We start from the raw sequence: 17,047 nt of genomic DNA, 5'->3' as shown, positions 1-17,047 counted from the left end.
GCCATGCCGAACACCAATCCCTTCGACGACGACAAACTGAAGGAGGAGTGCGGTATCTTCGGCATCTTCGGACATACCGACGCGGCAGCACTGACCGCCCTCGGCCTCCATGCCCTCCAGCATCGCGGCCAGGAAGCGGTCGGCCTCGTGAGCTATGACGGCAAGCAATTCCACCAGCACAGGGCTCTTGGCCTCGTCGGCGACAGTCTCGACAGCGAGGAGGCGATCGCCAAGCTTCCCGGACGACTTGCAATTGGACACGTCCGCTACGCCACGACCGGGGAGACCGTCCTTCGAAACGTTCAGCCGCTCTTCGCTCACCTCCAACAAGGCGGCTTCGCAGTCGGGCACAACGGCAACCTTACGAACGCGGCAGCCTTACGCGATCGGCTGACCAGCCGAGGCTCGCTCTTCCAGTCGACCACCGACACCGAGGTAATCGTCCACCTGATCGCGACCAGCCAGTTCGGCACGCTGATCGACCGGCTGATCGAAGCCGTTCGGCAGATCGAGGGGGCTTACTCGCTCATATCCATGAGCGAACAGGCGGTGATCGGCCTGCGCGACCCCTTGGGCGTGCGCCCGCTCGTGCTCGGCAGGACGCGCGACGGCGCCTTCATACTCACCTCCGAGACGTGTGCGCTCGATATCATCGACGCTACCTTCGTGCGGGATGTGGAGCCGGGCGAGATTGTCGTCCTCGACAAGAAGGGGGTTCACTCCCTCAAGCCCTTCCCGGCAATGCGCAAGCGTTTCTGTATTTTTGAGTACATTTACTTCGCCCGACCCGACAGCAGGATGGAGGGCAAGAGCGTTTACGAGGTCAGAAAGCGTATCGGCGCCGAACTTGCCCGTGAGAGCGGCGTTCCGGCCGACGTGATAATCCCCGTTCCCGATTCCGGGGTTCCCGCCGCAATCGGCTACGCTGCCGAAGCAGGGATTCCGTTCGAGCTTGGCATCATCCGCAATCATTATGTCGGGCGTACCTTCATCGAGCCGACGGATCGCATCCGCAATCTCGGCGTCAAGCTCAAACACAACGTCAACCGCGCCAATATCGAGGGAAAGCGCGTCATCTTGGTGGACGATTCAATCGTGCGCGGAACCACGTCGCGCAAGATCGTCGAGATGGTGCGCCAAGCGGGTGCGCGTGAGGTTCATATGCGGATTTCGAGCCCGCCCACGACGAATTCGTGCTTTTACGGGATCGATACGCCGCACCGGAGCGAACTGCTTGCCTATCGCCACGATATTGAGGGCATGCGCGCGTTGATCGGCGTCGACAGCCTTGCCTTCATCACGATCGACGGGCTTTATCGCGCGGTCGGCGTCAGGGGCCGCGACAATGCCCACCCGCAATTTTGCGACGCCTGCTTCACCGGCGACTACCCGACGAGCCTTACCGATTTCGAGGGTGGGCAGACCGCACCGCAACTTTCGCTTCTCGCCGAGATCGCCTGAAAATGGCCCGACTGAAAGGGCGCGTGGCACTCATCACGGGTGCGTCGCGCGGTATCGGTGCAGCGGTCGCCAAACGCTTTGCAGCCGAGGGCGCACACGTCGTTCTCGTCGCACGCACGGTCGGCGGGCTCGAGGACGTGGACGATGCGATTGGCGCGTTGGGCGGCAGCGCCACCCTCGTGCCACTCGATCTCAAGGATTTTGACGCCATCGATCGACTGGGTGCGGCCCTTTACGAGCGCTACGGAAAGCTCGACATCGTCGTGGGCAACGCAGCACAGCTCGGCGTTCTCTCGCCCACGGGGCACATCGACCCGCCAGTGTGGAACGAGGTCATCGCGATAAATCTCACCGCCAATTGGCGGCTCATACGCAGCACCGATCCGCTCCTTCGCGCATCCGACGCCGGCCGCGCCATCTTCGTGACCGCCAGCGTGGCGTCGGATGTTTTCCCCTACTGGGGCGCCTACGCCGCGAGCAAGGCGGCCCTCGAGGCGATGGTTCGCAACTACGCCGGGGAGACCGCCAAGACCAAAGTGCGCGTCAACCTGCTCGATCCCGGCATTGTGCGTACCGCACTGCGTGCGGAAGCGTTTCCAGGCGAGAACCCGGACACATTGCGCCACCCTGACGAAATCGCGCCACACTTCGTCGAATTGGCGACAGCGGATTGCGCCCGGCACGGAGATTTGGTGCGCTGTTATTAGGATGGCGTTTCAGGCAAACGCCGCCTAAGCCACTGCGTCAAAGACCCGGAGCGCCTGGAGCTTAGGTCGGCTTTTTCTTCGCATAGGGATTTTCCCCGCCCCGCAGCGCGATGCGGATCGGCACCCCCGGCAGATCGAAGGATTCGCGCATCGCGTTGACGATGTAGCGAAGATAGGTATCGGGCAAATCGCTGAGCTTGTTCCCGAAAAGCGTGAAACTGGGCGGCCGCGTCTTCGCCTGCGTGATGTAGCGAATCTTGCTTCGCCGACCGCCAGCGCGGGGCGGCGGATGGGCGTCGATCACCTCGGACATGAACCGGTTGAGTTCGGAAGTCGATATGTGCCGGTTCCAAAGTTCGTGCGCGCGGAAGACCGCCGCCATAAGCTTTTCGACTCCCTCGCCGGTCAATGCGGACACGAGAATGATCTCAACGCCCTTCACCTGCGCAAGCGAGATATCGATGCGCTCGTGGATTTCGCGCATTACCTTCGACCTATCCGCGATCGTGTCGGCCTTATTGACGGCGACGACAAGGGCGCGGCCCTCCTCTGCCACCATGCTCGCAAGGCCCAGGTCCTGGCGATTGAGTGGATCGCCACCGTCAACGACGAGGATCACGACTTCGGCAAAACGGACGGCGCGCAGGGCGTCGACAGCGGAAAGCCGCTCCAGCCGATCGGTCACCTTGGCGCGGCGGCGCAGGCCCGCGGTATCGACGAGCCGGATCGGCCGACCCGAATATTCCCAGTCAAGCGGGATCGCATCGCGCGTAACGCCTGGCTCCGGGCCGGTCAGCAACCGGTCCTCGCCGAGCAGTTGGTTGGCTAGCGTCGACTTTCCAACATTGGGCCGACCGAGAATTGCTAGCTGAAGCCGTCTTGGCAGCACCTCGCCTGTGCCGAGCCGTGTATCCTCGTCCTCACCGCCATCTTCCTCGCTGGGTGCTATGGCGGAAGATGGGGCATGGGGTCGCAAGGCATCCAGAAGATCGCCGATGCCGAGCCCATGTTCCGCCGAAATTTCGATGGCCTCCCCGAAACCGAGACGATGGCAATCGGCGAGTATCGCAGCGCCAATCGTGCCTTCGCATTTGTTTGCGACCAGGATGACCGGCGTTCGCCGCTTGCGCACGCGGCGCGCGAAATGCTCGTCAAGCGGGGTCAGGCCCGCACGCGCGTCAATCACCAGCAAAGCCACGTCCGCGCTGTCGATCGCACGCTCGGTTTGGGAGAGCATGCGCGCTTCGAGCGTGTCAGCGGTGCTTTCCTCGAGTCCTGCCGTGTCGATGACCGTAAAACTGAGGCCGCCGGCATCGACCTGACCCTCGCGCCGGTCGCGCGTGAAGCCTGGTGTGTCATCGACGAGCGCGAGCCGCTTGCCCACGAGCCGATTGAAGATCGTCGATTTCCCAACGTTCGGGCGTCCTACGATGGCAACGGTGAACGCCATTGCCGCCCCTTAGCGAAAAGCCCGAAGGTCTCCGGCGTCGGTCAGGACGTAAAGTGTGCCGTTTGCCGCGATGGGCGGAATCGAGACCGGATCGCCAAGCTCGATCGTGTTCAGGATCGTACCGTCCTGCGGCGAGATGGTGATGAGTCTCTCGTCGTTGCTCGCGGTGACGAGCTTGTCGCCGATCAGCACCGGCCCGACCCAAAGGATGGGGTCCTTCTTCTTTTCGGTGTCCTTCCAACGGTCGAGTTGGACGAGCCAACGCACGCGCCCGTCGCGCCGCGTCAAGCAGATAAGCTGATTCTCGTTCGACAGCACGAAGACGAAATCGCCCGCCACCCACGGCATCGTCCAACCGCCGATCGGGTCCTCCCAGGCGCGACCGCCCGAGCGCAAATCGATCGCCACCATTCGCCCGCTGTTGCCGACAGCGACGACGCGGTCTCGGTCGATGACGGGATTGGCGCGGATGTCCGCAAGGGCGGAGATCGCGTCAGCACGTCGAACCGAAGCGAGCGAGTCCGACCAAAGGACGCGCCCGTTGTCCGCCCGAATGGCATAGAGTTCGCCGGACGTGTATGGCACGACGACGATGTCACCGTCGAAGGCCGGGCTTGCAGCGCCGAGGAGACCCGTGACTTCCGACAATCCGGCATGGGTCCACTCCACGCGGCCGTCCTTCACGTCGAGCACGTTTAATTGGTTGTCCGCCGTTACGACGAAAGCGCGCCCCCCGCCCACGGTCGGCGCTGCGCGCGTCGGTCCGGCGAGCGAACGGCGCCACTTGATGGCGCCCGAATTGGCGTCGAGCGCCAATACCTCACCGAAATTGTTGGTGACGAAGACCTGTCCGTCCGCGTAACCCACACCTCCGCCGACGTCGCCGTCGCCGATATCGTCGGCATCGGGCTTCACGTCGGTCTCCCAAATCCGGCCGCCGCGGTCGAGATCGAATGCGCGAACGACGGATTCCGTGTCCATCGTGAATATCCGCCCGCCGCCGATAACCGGCACGGCGAGGTGATTTGAGTGCTTGTTCCGGCCCTCACCAATACTCGAACTCCAAACCTGATTGAGGCTGTTGCCGACAGATACGTTCTGCATGTCGTGAGCGGGATTGCCACCGGATTGCGGCCAGTCCGGATTGTTCTGCGCACTCGGCAACTGCACCGCGAGGTCCTGGACCTGGGGGTCGGGCTTGAGGTTCTGTTCGGCCACAAGGACAGGGATCCGCTCCCCCTTGAGCTTCGGCTTCTTGTCTTCGTCGCCGAACCAGCTATGCCAAACATCGCACCCGCCGAGGGCGAGGACGAGCGTCAAGGCCGAGAGGATCTCCAGGATCGTGGCGGCGCGGCAGCGGATCATGCCGGTCTCAGCCCTTGAGTGCGGCGAGCATTTCGGCCGCACGCGCACGAACGCCTTGAGGCGCTGTCGCATCGTCGGCAAGCTGCGTGTAGATCTGCCGCGCACGCGCCACATCGCCCGCGCGCTCGGCGAGCAGTGCCGACAGCTCGAGGGCCGAGTGGCGCCACGGGCTCGATGCTGCCGTCAGCGGTTCAAGTTGCTTGGCAAGGACCGCAGGGTCGCCGGTGTCGACATTATGGAGTACCGCAAGGTAAGCCGCCAGGTCGCGATATGTCCGGTCGACGGAACTGTCCGCAGCGAGTTTGTCGTAGACGGCGATCGCCTCGTCGCGCTTGCCGGCCTTGGCCAGAAGCGACGCCTCCTGCAGCCGTGAAAGTGCCGCATACCCGTGGCCGGCATCCGTGGCGAGTTTAGCGAAGTCTTGTTCCGCCTGATCGGTCTTGCCGTCTTCTGCGAGCTTGGCAGCCTCGGCATAGCGAGCGCCAAATGCTTCGTCGCGTTTTATCTTGTTCGCCTTCCAAACCTGCCAGCCGGCCGTACCCAGGACCAGCACCACGGCCGCGGCGATGACAAGGTTGCCGTATTTCTCCCACAGCTTCTTGTATCGATCGCGTTGTAAGTCTTCTTCAATCTCGCGGAAGATATCGCTCACCAAGGCCTCCGGGACAAATGAGGGCCGTACAATAGCGACCGCCTCGGAGGATGGCAAATCCCTGAGCGATACCCCGGCTCTCTCGGATGAAAGCCGGATGCGCTACCGTTTTCCGCGATTCCGAGGCGTTTACGAGGGTTTGGGTCTACTGGACACTGCATCGGAAATGAGGAAGACTGTCACGAACCGAACAAGAGATGCCGTGCAATGAGGTGTTGCTTATGGCGAAGCTGGTCCGGCTCGACGAGCACAGACGTCGACGCAGCTTTGTGTGTTTCAGCCGCCCGGAACTCAACAATCTCCTCCAGCTCTATAGCCGACGGGTGGCCGGCGGTGAATGGCGCGATTATGCGATTCACCACGATACGACCCACGCGCGCTTCATGGTGTTTCGTCACCGCCTCGAAGGACCGACTTTCACGGTCGTGAAGTTCGCCCCCGACGCCGCGGGTAAGTGCAGCTTTCTCGTCACGAAAGGCTCTCGCCCTTTCAAGCGCGGAAATTCGCTCTCGGAGGTCCTGGGCATTTTCGAGTTGCGGCTCACGCTGGTATCGAGCGGCTCCTGATATTTTGGCGTCCTCCCCTGCTTTTCGGCTAAGCGTCCGCCTTGATTGCCCATCGTGTTCTTGGTATGTTCTTTTCGCGAATGTCGGGGACGGCGAATGTCTGGCTTCAAGCGCAGGCTGGTCGAGGCCGAGGACGGTCGCCTCAAAGCGATCCTGCTGGCTGAACTCGCAAACGAAGGGGTCGATGTGTTCTGCTGGTGCAATCGCTGCGGCCACAATGCGGTCGTACCGACGCGCAACCTCATCGCCGCCCTCGGACCCGCCTTCCCGGTTCCCGAGGTGGGCAGTCAGATGCGTTGCATGGGGTGCGGTGCGAAGGATGTTGCGACGCGGCCCGCGTGGCCGTCGTTAGGCTCTGTCGCAAACCACCTCTGAGATCCTGTCCACCCGCAACGATCCGATGCGCGCGCAGGAACGCCCCGTGCGCACCAACGCCGTCTGCCGCGAATGCCGCAAGGTAACGAAGAACGAAAGCGATGGACCCGCAAGCCCAAAGAGCCCGCGAATGCCCAGCAACCGGTCCCAGCGCCGTGTCGGGGGGCGGCTGCCCCCGCGACATGCAGCGAATGCCGTCCCGTCAGTCGACGACCGCGAGATTCTCCGCCGAGCTCTTGCCGTTACGGCCCATCATAAGCTCGTACTTCACCTTTTGGCCTTCCCGAAGCCCCTGAAGTCCCGCCCGCTGAACCGCAGAGATGTGAACGAAGACATCCTTCGAGCCGTCCTCGGGTTGGATGAAGCCGTACCCCTTCGTGGCATTGAACCACTTAACCGTGCCAACTGACATATTCCATGCACTCCATATCGCGTCGTTGCGTACCGTGCCGGTGATTTCCGACGGCGGCAGCCCTACCGCAGTGTTATGAGATGGTTCACGCCAAATCGCCTCACGCCACCATCCCACCGGCATGAGGAATTCCCTACTTTATTGATAAATATGAATTTTGTAACCAGCACAAGACCCCTCACGGAACGCGCACGCAATTGCCCGAAGGATGCTGGTTCGATCCGCCACACGCAGGGCACAAGATGTCGTTGCTCCAGCCTTGCCGGGCAAGGCCGCCGGTCAAAACGTTGACGATAGAAGCAACCCCCTCCTCAAGCCCTTCCGACGCCCGCTGGCTTATCCGCCACCTCGGGTGGGCAGGTCGGATTCACTGAGGGCTTTTACCCGGTATCCCGAGACAAAGGCCCTCAATGGCTCCCTCCGCAGGACAAAACATAGCACGACTCGAAGGATAAGGGACAGATTTGTTTAGCGAATGGCCAAAGCCCACCTCCGGCGGGCCACGGCGCCAGCCTTGACATCCACCTTTGCGAGCCTTGGATCGGAAGAAAACCGGGCGCACCCCGCAAGGTCGACCGGTTGCTTTTTTCCCGTCACACGCGTGACGACAGACGTCGTGAAATTATCTGCGAGCGTTCAAACGATAAGCCGCACTGCGGTGCGCGCTCAGCCACCCGAATTGGGTGATTGCGGTGTCGGTGTGGGTGCCGCCGGCGCCGTGCTGCCACTGTCCGCCGTCGTGGCGGTCGGCGTGGACATTGCCGAGTTCGAATATTCGCAAGCCATCGCCTGACCTGCCATTGCGACAAAGGCCAGTGCGCCCAAAATCGACAAGCTCAATTTCGACATGGATCCACCTCCGTTGCGGAGCGATGATGCCGAGAATACGCCCCTGCCAAAGGCGCGGTCAACGATCGGTCCCCAAGGCGCCCCGCAAATTTCCGTGAGCCAGGGGAATCGCCGGTCATCACCGGATGCGCTGATAACGGCCTGGGTCCGTGAGTGCCGCGAAGCTCACGGTGCGGACGGTGTCGGGCTCTTCCACGCACGCAATCCTGGCATGCTGCACCCCGTGCGGCCCCGGAGAAACCGATAGGACTTCCCAGGGAACCGGGCCCGCGTCGACTTTATAGAATCGGTCGCCGACTTTGATGCCGGGACCGCTGCTTCGAGCACTTTCGGACGTGTCGAGATCGCCCGGCGTACTTGGCAAGGACACCAGGCCCCAGAGCCTGCGCACGCCCGAGCGGTGCTTGCCTTGCCGCGGGTCGAGCGGCGTGGGCGGCGTAGGCGGAGCGCTGATGGGCTCCCCACGGACATGTTCCTGGGGAATGCGCAAGACCTTTTCGTCAGGCTTGAGCGACCCTGCCCCAGGCAGGGTGCCAAGCGACTGCGATGAGTCCAATCGCCGGATTTCGCCCTCGCTCACCACGCGCGGTGCAATTTGAGTCACGTTTGGCGTTGCCCGATGTGGCTGCTTCGGCAGATTCAAAGGCAAAGGCATGGCGCCGCCGTTTGCCGCCGTGTCGCCATGAACGACACGTTCGCGTCTTTGGCGATGTACAGCGAATTGCTGCTGCGCCAGCTCGCGCACCGCAACATCGGCCATGAAGGCTGCGCGGTCCGCGGCACTCGCCTTACGCCAGGCGCGGCGAAGCTCGAGGAGCGGCGAGGGTTGATGAATGAGCCCGGCTTCGATGGCCGCCGCCCGCACGCTCACGATTTCCCCCTTGCGCAGACGCTCGGCCACTTCCGGATAATCTCGCTCAATCCGGCGTCGCCAATAGGCGGCATCGCGACTGCGGCTATTCATACCGAATCTTGTAGGTGATTTCACTCATGCCGTCAACATATTGGCATTGCTGGCGATTCGATTGTGCTGGAGCTTAACCAAATCGCGCGTTTGGCGGCAAGACTCTATAGGGCGCGAGAAGGGCCAACGCGGTCACCGGCTTTTTCCAACGCCGCATCCACAGATGCAGCACGATGTCGCGCAGGTGGAGGTCGGCCATCATCGGCCCCGTCGAAGGGGGTTGATCGTCTTGATGCCGGCGAGGCCCCTCTCATTGTTAGTTACGACGATGCAGGCGCTCGCCTCAGCGACAGCGGCAATCATTTACGAGCTGGGCGGTATCGACGGGCAGCTATGCCCGGTCCAACACGCGTGGGCACGCGACTGTCGCGCCCGTTTCACTCCATCCGCTCGACCCATTGCGCGCGCGAAGGTCCGGGCTCGAACGGATCGCCAAAGTATTGGGTCTCGCGGGCCACCTTGCCGAGCAGGAACTCCATGACGCTCACCGAATAGGACGGCTGACCGTCATAGGTGAGGATGAATTCCGTGACCCATAGGTCGCCCGTGCCGACGATCCGGCGCACCGTGAAGCGCTTGAAGTTCGGCTGCGCGGCGCGAGCGGCCTGTATGTTGTGCCGGCCCCTGATGCGCTCGCCCGATTGCGGGTATTCGAGCACCGCGTCCTCTCGGTATATGTCATGCTCAACGTCGAAGTCATTTGCGTCCGAGGCGGACCAGTGGCGATTGAGCGCCTCTCGAATGACATGCTCATCCATCCTGCTGCTCCCGTTCCTGGTCACTCCCACTCGATTCTCTCTGTGCATCGTAACGCGCTGATTCATCGTCGCAAATTTTTTCTGATGCCGCTCGAAATCCGAACAATGAGCCGTCAAAATTTTTTGCTCATGATTTCAAAGGAAAATTCGCACGATTCGAATTCGCCGACGTTTCAACGTCTTTCGACAACGATCGGTCGATTTTTGCGTTGTCGCTCGCCGAGCACATTCTCGCGCCAGGACGAAAAAGACCGTCGACGCTTGATAGCACGATCAGCAAACACGCTCCATTGGCTCTTCCTTAATACCGCCTGGGCAGAACGAAATCGCGGGCGAGAAACTGGCCAACGGCGGTCATCGGAATTTGTGGATCCGACGTAGACACCACGGTCGGGCCTAAATCATTCTCTTCGAAGAGTAGTTCGGCCATCGGCCGTTCTCTGGTCTAGCTCGTCAATCCGAGACCCCCGTCGAAATGTGCTCGCATCTGCCGAGTCTCTATGATCAGGCTGCTGTTGCAAAAATAAGTGCTCCGTAACTGATAGCGTATCAGCGCCTCCCCTCCACGGACAGCCCGAGGGCGCGCTCTGTCGTGAGGACGTTGGCGCTGAGCGGCGAGTCTTGCCGAGCGGCGAACTCAGCCGGTTTGCCTCTCGTCGAGATCAGGTGAGGTTGAGCCCGCCATCTGACAGCAGAATCTCGCCTGTGAGATAATCGGAAGCGACTAGCATCATCACGGCCTGCGCGATGTCGTCGGGACTTGCGGCCCGGCGCATCGGCGAGCGCTCGCGCCAAAGCGCCTGCGCCGCTGTCCAATCTGCCGTGAGGGGCGTGTCCACCAGCCCGGGCGCCACGGCATTGACCCGGATGTCCGGCGCGAGCGACAGGGCGAGCAGTTTGGTGACATGGTTCAGTGCCGCTTTGCTCGCGGAATAGGGGATCGAGGCGCCCTTCGGCCGAACGCCGGCATGGGAACTGATATTGATGACACAACCCGGCCGGCCGCGCCGAGCAGCTTCGCGCAGAAATGGCTCCGCCTCCGCCACGAGTCGGAAGGGCGCGACAAGGTTCACCTCGTTCAGCTCGTGCCACACCGACGGTGTCGCCGCGGCCAGGTCGCCGTGCGGGATCACGCGGCTAATGCCGGCATTATTGACAAGCACGTCCAGCCGGCCCCAGAACAGCGCCGCCTCCCGAACCAGCCGGACCCGCTCGGCGTCCCGCGCAACGTCCGCTTGAAGATACGCCGCGTGGTCCAGCTCGGATGCCAGGGCCCGGCCGGTTTCGGCCGAGCTGCGCGAATGAAGAACCACCGCATAGCCCTCGCGCCCAAGTCGCCGCGCAATTGCTTCACCGATCCCCGATGTCGAGCCGGTGACGAGCGCAACCGGGCGTCCAAGTTCAGCAGCCACAACATGTCCTTTGCTAGCTTTCAGAAGTCGGGTTCTTACCTGCACCCGAGCCGGCCGACGGTCCCAGATGCGGCAGAGCCCGCTACGGTCGATGTCTATCGACTCGCCTCAGTTGCCACAAGCGCGCCATGCTATCCTTGAGTATCCTTTTGTACGCTTCCCTACTCCCATTCCACCGTTCCCGGCGGCTTGCTCGTCACGTCGTAGACCACGCGGTTGATGCCGCGCACCTCGTTGACGATACGCGTCGCGACACCGGCGATGAAGCCGTGGTCGAAGGGGTAGGAGTCGGCCGTCATGCCGTCGGTCGACGTCACGGCACGGAGTGCGCAAACGTAATCGTAGGAGCGTGCGTCGCCCATGACGCCGACGCTGCGCACCGGAAGCAGTACGGCGAAAGCCTGCCAGATCGCGTCATAAAGCCCTGCCGTGCGAATCTCCTCCAAAAAAATCGAATCGGCCTTGCGGAGGATATCGAGCTTCTCGTGGGTGACGGCACCCGGGCAACGGATGGCGAGGCCGGGGCCGGGAAAGGGATGCCGACCGACGAGCGCTTTCGGCAGGCCGAGTTCGCGGCCGAGGGCGCGGACCTCGTCCTTGAAGAGTTCGCGAAGCGGCTCGACCAGCTTGAGCTTCATGCGGGCCGGCAAACCGCCCACATTGTGATGCGATTTGATCGTTACGGAGGGACCGCCGAGGGGCGAGACGGATTCGATCACATCGGGATAAAGCGTTCCCTGGGCGAGGAAGTCCGCACCACCGAGCTTTTTCGCCTCCTCCTCGAACACGTCGATGAATGTGACGCCGATGATCTTGCGCTTCTGCTCCGGGTCCCCCACACCTTCGAGACGCGCGAGGAACAAGCCGCTCGCATCGCGCGCGACGAGCGGGATGTTGTAATGGCCGCGAAAGAGGCGCTCGACTTCCTCCGCCTCGCCCTGGCGCAGGAGGCCGTGATCGATGAAGATGCAATGAAGCCGCTCCCCGATCGCTTCATGAATGAGCACCGCCGCAACGGAGCTGTCGACCCCACCCGAAAGCCCGCAGATTACCCGCGCTTTCCCGACTTGCTCGCGAATCCGCGCCACCGCCTGCTGGTGAAAGGCCGCCATGGTCCAATCGCCGGCGCAACCCGCGACCTTGCGCGTAAAATTTCGCAGGAGATCGGCGCCGTGGGGCGTGTGAACGACTTCGGGATGAAAGAGTGTGCCATAGAATCGGCGCGCATCGTCGGCGATCATCGCGAAGGGCGCACCATCGCTCACGCCGACGGCGCGAAAGCCAACCGGCAGGCGCACCACCCGGTCCCCATGGCTCATCCAGACCTGCTGGCGCTCGCCCTTCTTCCAAACCCCGTCCCAAAGCACGGAATCGCCGGTCACCTCGACGAAGGCGCGGCCGAATTCTTGATGCTCCGAGGCTTGGACTTCGCCGCCGAGCTGCGCGCACATCGCCTGAAAGCCGTAACAAATGCCGAGCACCGGAATGCCTAGCTTGAACACCTCGGCGGGTGCGCGCGGGCTTTCCGCCTTGGTAAGCGAGGCAGGCCCCCCGGAGAGAATGATCGCCTTCGGCGCGAAAGCCGCAAGCGACTCAGCACTTACCTTGTTGAAGGGATGGATCTCGCAATAGACCCCGCTCTCGCGCACCCGGCGGGCGATGAGTTGGGTTACCTGGGATCCGAAATCGATGATGAGAACGCGATCGGTCATCTGCTCCGGCCAATGAAATACGCCACGCATGCCGAGAGCGCCCCTAACTAATTCATTTTCTCGATTTTGTCGAATGACTCCATGTGCCGGCGAAATGCCAGGGGGCTAGGCGTTTTGCCGCGGCGGCTCAATCCGCCCTGGCGCCGTCGGACGAGCGGTTGAGGGTCCGGGCAAGGTCCGGCCAGCCATAGGCAAGTTCGGAGAGCACAACCCCCCAAAACCGTTCCTTCCGAGTCGCGACGATGAGCCCACCCGAAGCCTCATAGAAAAATCGCGACGGATTGCGCGCGAGGACCCACAGCATGACGCTATGAATCCGGCATGCCTCGAGTTTTCGGAAGCTACCGGTCAGGAGCTTGGAGCCCACGCCCCGGTTTTGGAAATCGGGGCTGACATAAAGCGTATAGATTTCGCCGTCATAGCCTGGAATGGCGCTCCGGACACGACCGGCGCTGACGAAACCGACGACGCCGGCCTTCGCCTCCTCCGCGACCATCACCAGCTCGCCCTCCCGCAGCCCAGACCGATGACCCTGGAGGAGATGCGACCAGTTGGCGCGGTGATTTTTCTCCCGCATGCGGGCAAGCGCACCCTCGGGGAGAATACCGGCATAAGTCGCCCGCCAGGTTTCCACATGTATCCTTGCGATTGCCGGAGCGTCGGAAGGGTATGCTTGTCTCACGAGCGACATGACGAAACGCTATCACGGCTTCCAGCCGGAGTCAGCCTCGCTCGAAGATCGCCGCGAAAAACCCGTCGGTGCCGTGGCTCGCGGGCGTCAATTGAAGGTTCGGTCCAAACGACGGACACCGGCCGCCGATTGCGGCCGGCCAAATCTCCTCGACCGGAAGGTGGCGAAACGAGTCGTGAGAGGCGAGGAACCTGACCACTTGCGCCTCGTTCTCCTCAGGCAAAAGGGAACACGTTGCGTAGACGAGCCGCCCGCCACGTCGCACCAGCCGTGCCGAACTGTCGAGGATGTCGGCCTGAAGGGCTGCAAGCTCGGCAATATCCGAAGGTTCGATGCGCCACTTCGCATCGGGATTTCGCCGCCACGTGCCGCAACCCGTGCAGGGAGCGTCGATGAAAACGCGATCGAAGCTTTCCTTGTGGTGCTTGACCCAGGGATCGCGCTGGCTCGCCAACACGCGACGCGTGACGTTATGGACCCCCGCCCGACGCAGGCGCTGTGCCGCCCGCGCGAGGCGGCTCTCCCGCACGTCGAGGGCCGTAATCTGCCCTTGGTTCTTCATCTGCGCAGCAAGGGTCAGCGTCTTTCCCCCGGCACCCGCGCAGAAATCGCACACGCGCATCCCCGCTCGAGCATCGGTCAACAGGGCGACGATCTGGGAGCCTTCGTCCTGTACTTCGACCAGACCTTCGCGAAACGCTTTCGAATTCGCGATTGCAATGCGCACGGCAAGGCGAAGGCCGATCGGCGAAATCGGAGAAGGCTCCGCTGCGATCCCCTCGGCCTCGAGGGCCGAGAGCGCTTCCTCGCGCGTGGCTTTGAGGCGGTTGACGCGCAGATCGAAGGGCGCCTCCTCTTGCAACGCCGCGAGCTCGCGTTCGAGCCGCTCCCCGAACAAGGGCCGCAGCCGCTCGATGAGCCATTCCGGAACCTCGAGGCGAACCCAATCGGGTTGACCCGGATGATCGAGGGTGTGCTTTTGCAGCGCGCGCACGAGTGCACGTTCGGCGGGCGAGAGTGCTTTCGGGTGATAGCGCACCCCGTCGAAACCTGCCGTGAAATCGTCCGCAGTCCATCCCTCGACGAGGACCAGTGCCGCGATCGCGCGCGCGCGTTGCGGCTCGAGATCCGATGCACCCGATCGCGCGAGCCACCAATCGAGTGCCGCGCGCCGCCGCACGATCCCGTAGAAGAGATCGGAAACCGCCCGGCGGTCCTTCGAGCCGATGTAGCGGTGCGCACGGAAATATTCGGAGGCCGCCTGGTCGGCTGGACGCGCCGGCCCTTCGATCGAACGCAACAATTCGATCGCGGCCTCGATGCGAGCGGAGGGAGTCATTTCCGGCTAAGTACCGAGCGCTTAGCGCTCGGTCCAGTAATTCGGCGCCTCGCGCGTGATCGCGACGTCGTGGACGTGGCTTTCGCGCAATCCCGCGTTGGTTATGCGCACGAACTTGGCGTTCCTCTGGAGGTCGGCGATCGAGGCGCTGCCCGTATAGCCGAGGGCTGAGCGCAGACCGCCCACAAGCTGGTGAAGGATCGTCGCGACCGGCCCGCGATAAGGCACGCGTCCCTCGATCCCTTCCGGCACCAGCTTCAGCGAGTCGGTGATCTCGGCCTGGAAGTAACGGTCCGCGGAGCCGCGCGCCATCGCACCAAGGGAGCCCATCCCGCGGTACGATTTATACGAGCGGCCCTGGTAGAGATAAACTTCGCCGGGGCTTTCGTCCGTCCCGGCAAAGAGCGAGCCTATCATGGCGCAGGAGGCACCTGCCGCGAGCGCCTTGGCAAGGTCGCCCGAGGTCTTGATACCACCATCCGATATGACGGGAACACCCTGCTTGCGGCATTCCTCCGCGGTATCGAAGATTGCGGTCAGTTGCGGCACGCCGACACCCGCCACCACCCGAGTCGTGCAGATCGATCCGGGGCCGATCCCGACCTTCACGGCGTCGGCACCTGCATCGATGAGCGCCTTCGCACCCTCCGGTGTTGCCACATTGCCGCCAACGACTTGCGTATAGTTCGAGAGCTTGCGCACGCGTTCGACCGTCGACAGGACGCCTTTGGAGTGGCCATGTGCGGTGTCGACGACGATGACATCGACCTCCGCGTCGAAAAGCGCTTCGGCCCGCTCCACACCCGCGTCTCCTACCCCGACCGCAGCGCCCGCGCGGAGCCGTCCCTTCTCGTCTTTGCAGGCGTTGGGATAGGTTTTCGCCTTCTCGATGTCTTTGACCGTGATAAGGCCGACACAACGAAAGCGGCCGTCGACTACAAGGAGTTTTTCGATGCGATGCTTATGAAGGAGCCGCTTCGCCTCCACCATGTCGACGCCCTCGCGCACGGTGACGAGGTTGTCCTTGGTCATCAAGCGGTGGATCGGCTCGCCTGGGTCGGTTGCGAATCGCACGTCGCGGTTCGTCACGATACCCACGAGCTTGCCGCTGTTCTCGATCACGGGAATGCCCGAGATCTTGTGGTCGGCCATGAGCTTGAGTGCGTCGGCGAGCGTCGCATCCGGGCCGATGGTGAGCGGGTTGACCACCATGCCGGCTTCGAATTTCTTGACCTTGCGGACTTCGTTCGCCTGCTCGGCGACGGTAACGTTTTTATGAATGATGCCGAGGCCGCCGGCCTGGGCCATTGCGATCGCAAGAGCCGCCTCGGTGACGGTGTCCATAGCCGCGGAGAGGAGTGGGATGCCGAGTTCTACCCGTTTGGTCAATCGTGTGCGGGTATCCGTTTCGGTCGGCAAGATCTCGGAACGCGCAGGAACGAGCAAAACGTCGTCGAATGTAAGCGCCTCGCGAATCTGCATGCCGCCTCCTCTAGGTAGGGGGTGGCGGCTCAATATACACATCAAATTCGCGAAAGAAAGGGCCTTGGCAAAAGGTTTTTGGCCGATTCAGCACCGTGACGCTCACCCCTCGACGCCACGGAACCCGGTCGCCACGACGTAAAGCTCCGACGATTCGGCGCGGCTTGCCGCTGGTTTGACGTGGCGCACCTTCTCGAAGTCGCGCTTGAGACGATCGAGGAGCGAGCGTTCGGCGCCGCCTTGCCAGACCTTTGCGACAAAGGCGCCGCCAGGCGCCAGCACTTCGGCGGCGAAATCGGCCGCAGCCTCGGCGAGTGCCATGATGCGGATATGATCGGTCGCGTGATGGCCCGTCGAGGGCGGCGCCATGTCGCTCAACACGAGATCGGCCTGCCCACCGAGGGTCGTGCAAATTTCCGCGCGCGCACCCTCGGCAAGGAAATCGAGGTGCTGTATCTCGGCACCCGGCACGGGGCTCATCTCGGCGATATCGATCGCGACGATCTTCCCCCCGCCCGGCATGCCCGCACGGGTTCGTGCTGCCGCGACCTGGGTCCATCCGCCCGGTGCAGCGCCGAGATCGACGACACGCGCACCGGGCCTCAGGAGACGGAGCCTATCGTCGAGCTGCACGAGCTTGAAGGCAGCACGGGAACGATAACCGAGCCGACGAGCCTCGGCGACGTAAGGATCGTTCAACTGCCGTTCGAGCCAGCGCTTTTGCGATGGCGTGCGAGCGTTCTTGGTGCTGAGCCGCACGGCAGGCGCGCGCACGCCACCCCCTGGCGTCGCGGCCTTGCGCTTCGATGTCTTGGAGCCGCCCCTTCCCCTACGCATCGGCGTAAGCGTGCG

At 62.8% G+C, this 17,047-nt stretch carries 17 protein-coding genes; 5 read left to right on the top strand and 12 right to left on the bottom strand.

Features of this window, described 5'->3' with window-relative positions:
* Positions 1-3 precede the first annotated feature (3 nt).
* Both purF and VEJ16_16275 read left to right on the top strand, forming a co-directional pair.
* Entirely contained in the window at positions 4-1,461 is a 1,458-nt protein-coding gene (gene purF, locus VEJ16_16280; GenBank protein ID HYB11220.1) for an amidophosphoribosyltransferase, read from the top strand.
* 2 nt (positions 1,462-1,463) lie between these two features.
* The gene (locus VEJ16_16275) at positions 1,464-2,168 is read left to right on the top strand and encodes an SDR family NAD(P)-dependent oxidoreductase (protein ID HYB11219.1); all 705 of its coding nucleotides are present in this window, start codon (positions 1,464-1,466) and stop codon (positions 2,166-2,168) included.
* Between the two features lie 61 nt (positions 2,169-2,229).
* Here VEJ16_16275 and der read toward each other — a convergent pair whose 3' ends face one another.
* Genes der through VEJ16_16260 form a run of 3 tightly spaced genes read right to left on the bottom strand, consistent with a single transcriptional unit; the run spans position 2,230 to position 5,635 of the window.
* Positions 2,230-3,618 (bottom strand): ribosome biogenesis GTPase Der, encoded by a 1,389-nt coding sequence (gene der / locus VEJ16_16270; protein HYB11218.1) that lies wholly within the window; start codon positions 3,616-3,618, stop codon positions 2,230-2,232.
* A 9-nt stretch (positions 3,619-3,627) separates the two neighbouring features.
* Positions 3,628-4,983, bottom strand: coding sequence for a PQQ-binding-like beta-propeller repeat protein (locus tag VEJ16_16265; GenBank protein HYB11217.1), 1,356 nt, complete (start codon positions 4,981-4,983; stop codon positions 3,628-3,630).
* 7 nt (positions 4,984-4,990) lie between these two features.
* The gene (locus tag VEJ16_16260) at positions 4,991-5,635 is read right to left on the bottom strand and encodes a tetratricopeptide repeat protein (GenBank protein ID HYB11216.1); all 645 of its coding nucleotides are present in this window, start codon (positions 5,633-5,635) and stop codon (positions 4,991-4,993) included.
* Between the two features lie 221 nt (positions 5,636-5,856).
* Here VEJ16_16260 and VEJ16_16255 point away from each other — a divergent pair, with 221 nt between their 5' ends.
* Positions 5,857-6,201, top strand: coding sequence for a DUF2794 domain-containing protein (locus tag VEJ16_16255; protein HYB11215.1), 345 nt, complete (start codon positions 5,857-5,859; stop codon positions 6,199-6,201).
* Between the two features lie 96 nt (positions 6,202-6,297).
* Positions 6,298-6,576 (top strand): hypothetical protein, encoded by a 279-nt coding sequence (locus tag VEJ16_16250; protein ID HYB11214.1) that lies wholly within the window; start codon positions 6,298-6,300, stop codon positions 6,574-6,576.
* A gap of 202 nt (positions 6,577-6,778) precedes the next feature.
* Here VEJ16_16250 and VEJ16_16245 read toward each other — a convergent pair whose 3' ends face one another.
* Complete coding sequence (locus VEJ16_16245; protein ID HYB11213.1) at positions 6,779-6,988, bottom strand: cold-shock protein; 210 nt, start codon at positions 6,986-6,988, stop codon at positions 6,779-6,781.
* A gap of 616 nt (positions 6,989-7,604) precedes the next feature.
* Between VEJ16_16245 and VEJ16_16240 the strand changes: the two genes are divergently transcribed.
* Entirely contained in the window at positions 7,605-7,781 is a 177-nt protein-coding gene (locus VEJ16_16240) for a hypothetical protein (GenBank protein ID HYB11212.1), read from the top strand.
* Positions 7,782-7,955: 174 nt separating this feature from the next.
* Here VEJ16_16240 and VEJ16_16235 read toward each other — a convergent pair whose 3' ends face one another.
* From VEJ16_16235 to VEJ16_16200, 8 genes are all read right to left on the bottom strand, one after another.
* The gene (locus VEJ16_16235) at positions 7,956-8,801 is read right to left on the bottom strand and encodes a hypothetical protein (protein HYB11211.1); all 846 of its coding nucleotides are present in this window, start codon (positions 8,799-8,801) and stop codon (positions 7,956-7,958) included.
* A 377-nt stretch (positions 8,802-9,178) separates the two neighbouring features.
* Positions 9,179-9,559, bottom strand: a complete 381-nt coding sequence (locus VEJ16_16230) for a nuclear transport factor 2 family protein (GenBank protein ID HYB11210.1) — start codon at positions 9,557-9,559, stop codon at positions 9,179-9,181.
* 662 nt (positions 9,560-10,221) lie between these two features.
* A complete protein-coding gene (locus VEJ16_16225; GenBank protein HYB11209.1) occupies positions 10,222-10,971 on the bottom strand; it encodes an SDR family oxidoreductase in 750 nt (249 codons plus the stop codon).
* A gap of 161 nt (positions 10,972-11,132) precedes the next feature.
* Complete coding sequence (gene guaA, locus VEJ16_16220) at positions 11,133-12,683, bottom strand: glutamine-hydrolyzing GMP synthase (GenBank protein ID HYB11208.1); 1,551 nt, start codon at positions 12,681-12,683, stop codon at positions 11,133-11,135.
* A 127-nt stretch (positions 12,684-12,810) separates the two neighbouring features.
* Positions 12,811-13,317 (bottom strand): GNAT family N-acetyltransferase, encoded by a 507-nt coding sequence (locus tag VEJ16_16215; GenBank protein ID HYB11207.1) that lies wholly within the window; start codon positions 13,315-13,317, stop codon positions 12,811-12,813.
* An 88-nt stretch (positions 13,318-13,405) separates the two neighbouring features.
* The gene (locus VEJ16_16210; GenBank protein HYB11206.1) at positions 13,406-14,713 is read right to left on the bottom strand and encodes an RsmB/NOP family class I SAM-dependent RNA methyltransferase; all 1,308 of its coding nucleotides are present in this window, start codon (positions 14,711-14,713) and stop codon (positions 13,406-13,408) included.
* A gap of 21 nt (positions 14,714-14,734) precedes the next feature.
* Complete coding sequence (gene guaB / locus VEJ16_16205; GenBank protein HYB11205.1) at positions 14,735-16,195, bottom strand: IMP dehydrogenase; 1,461 nt, start codon at positions 16,193-16,195, stop codon at positions 14,735-14,737.
* A gap of 102 nt (positions 16,196-16,297) precedes the next feature.
* Positions 16,298-17,032: an RlmE family RNA methyltransferase gene (locus tag VEJ16_16200; protein ID HYB11204.1), complete on the bottom strand. Its 735-nt coding sequence runs from the start codon at positions 17,030-17,032 to the stop codon at positions 16,298-16,300.
* Between the last annotated feature and the right edge of the window lie 15 nt (positions 17,033-17,047).

The organism is Alphaproteobacteria bacterium (assembly GCA_035625915.1).
In the GTDB taxonomy this organism is placed as follows: Bacteria; Pseudomonadota; Alphaproteobacteria; order JACZXZ01; family JACZXZ01; genus DATDHA01.
This window is presented reverse-complemented; position numbering and strand designations above follow the sequence as displayed.